This window comes from Streptomyces beihaiensis, from assembly GCF_026274175.1.
GTDB classification, from domain to species: Bacteria; Actinomycetota; Actinomycetes; order Streptomycetales; family Streptomycetaceae; genus Streptomyces; species Streptomyces beihaiensis.
Window position 1 is genome coordinate 1 of the sequence record NZ_JAPHNL010000178.1, and the last position, 2140, is coordinate 2140.

At 71.9% G+C, this 2140-nt stretch carries 3 protein-coding genes; all 3 read right to left on the reverse strand.

Features of this window, described 5'->3' with window-relative positions; genetic code table 11:
• On the reverse strand, positions 1-383 hold a 383-nt coding region (locus OFY01_RS16130), incomplete at its 3' end, for an imidazolonepropionase-like domain-containing protein (protein WP_407700356.1).
• A 7-nt stretch (positions 384-390) separates the two neighbouring features.
• The gene (gene mqnC, locus OFY01_RS16135) at positions 391-1590 is read right to left on the reverse strand and encodes a cyclic dehypoxanthinyl futalosine synthase (RefSeq protein ID WP_266600474.1); all 1200 of its coding nucleotides are present in this window, start codon (positions 1588-1590) and stop codon (positions 391-393) included.
• 46 nt (positions 1591-1636) lie between these two features.
• The coding region (locus tag OFY01_RS16140) for a prepilin peptidase (protein ID WP_266600476.1) at positions 1637-2140 on the reverse strand (504 nt) is incomplete at its 5' end.

A 2140-nucleotide genomic window follows, 5' to 3' on the forward strand; every position in this document is an offset into this window, starting at 1 on the left:
CGGGCCGCCTCAAGGGCCGGCGCCGCCCGCAGCTCCCCCGCCACGGCCACCGTGCCGTGGGCGAGCAGCCGCTGCACACCGCGCCGGGCGCTCGGGCCGAGCAGCGACGGGTTCGCGCGGAAGATCTCCCGGGCCCGCTCGCCGCCGATCGGAGCGGTTCCGTACGTGTCGGCCTCGCGCGGATCCGGGTGGTAGGTGTGCTCAAGGATCTCCGGACCGTACGGGTTGAGCAGGCCCGGCGTGAGGATGCCGGGCCACCGGCGCACCCGCGCGGACGGGTGGGCCGTGGCCAGTTCCTCGTACGGGCCGAGCGCCGCGATCCGGTCGCCCTCGACGAGGACGGACAACTCGGGGGACGCCTCGGCGGTGTGAAGGGTCAGCACGGACGCGCTAGTCCGCCGAGACGAGCTTCAGCTCGGGGTGCGCGGTGCCGCCCTCGATCGCGATCGACGAGATGTGCGAGACGACACGGTCGTCGACCGGGTCGTTCGCCGGGTCGTCGTGCACGACCAGGTGCTCGTACGTCGTCGCCCGCTGGGCCGGGACGCGCCCCGCCTTCCTGATCAGCTCGATGATCTCCATCCGGTTGGAGCGGTGCCTGGCACCGGCCGAGGAGACGACGTTCTCCTCCAGCATGATCGAGCCGAGGTCGTCGGCGCCGTAGTGCAGCGACAGCTGACCGGCCTCCTTGCCCGTGGTCAGCCAGGAGCCCTGGATGTGCCGAACGTTGTCGAGGAAGATCCGGGCGATCGCGATCATCCGCAGGTACTCGAAGATCGTGGCCTGCGTGCGGCCCTTGAGGTGGTTGTTCTCGGGCTGGTAGGTGTACGGGATGAAGGCCCGGAAGCCGCCCGTCCGGTCCTGTACGTCGCGGATCATGCGCAGGTGCTCGATGCGCTCGGCGTTGGTCTCGCCGGTGCCCATCAGCATCGTCGACGTGGACTCGACGCCCAGCCGGTGCGCCGCCTCCATGATCTCCAGCCAGCGCTCGCCGGACTCCTTCAGCGGGGCGATCGCCTTGCGCGGCCGCTCCGGCAGCAGCTCCGCGCCGGCGCCCGCGAAGGAGTCGAGTCCGGCGGCGTGGATGCGCTGGATCGCCTCCTCCACCGAAACCCCGCTGATCCGCGCCATGTGCTCGACCTCGCTCGCGCCCAGGCTGTGGATGACGAGCTGCGGGAACTCCTTCTTGATGGCCGCGAAGTGCTTCTCGTAGTACTCCACCCCGTAGTCCGGGTGGTGGCCGCCCTGGAACATGATCTGTGTGCCGCCCAGTTCGACGGTCTCGGCGCAGCGGCGCAGGATGTCGTCGAGGTCGCGGGTCCAGCCCTTGGCCGTGTCCTTCGGGGCCGCGTAGAAGGCACAGAACTTGCACGCCGTCACGCACACGTTCGTGTAGTTGATGTTCCGCTCGATGATGTACGTGGCGATGTGGTCGATACCCGCGTACTCGCGGCGGCGGATGGTGTCGGCGGCCGCTCCGAGGGCGTGCAGCGGGGCGTCGCGGTAGAGGGCGACGGCTTCTTCCGGGGTGATGCGCCCGCCGTCGGCGGCGCGGTCGAGGACGGACTGCAGCGCGGCCTTCTCGGTCACCGGGCGTGCCCCTTTCGGAGGTGTAGAGCTGAAATCTCAGCGTACGTCAGCGGGCCGCGGCCCCCAGCAGAACCCCCACCCAGGCACCGGCGATCATGAACGGGCCGTACGGGATCTCCGTGCCGCGCCCCGCGCGCCGGGCGGCGACGAGCCCGAGCGCGTACACGCCGTTGAACACCACCCCGGCGAAGGCCCCGACGAAGAGCACGCCCCACCCGTACCAGCCGAGCGCCGCGCCGAGGCCGAGGGCCAGTTTCACGTCACCGAACCCCATGCCCCTGGGGTAGGCGAGCAGGAGGAGGAGGTATCCGGCGGCCAGGCCGAGCGCGCCGAGCAGCGCACCGCGCCACGAGCCGCCCGCCTCCGGGAGCAGCGCGGCGCCGCCCAGCGCGGCGAGCGCGAGCCCGGCGAGCGGGAAGGTCAGCACGTCCGGCAGCCGGTGCACGGCGAAGTCGACCGTGGCCAGCAGCACGGCGAGCGGGGTGAGCAGCAGCCAGGCGGCGAGCTCGGGGCGGGCGCCGGTGGCGACGGCGAGCGTGCCGCACGCGGC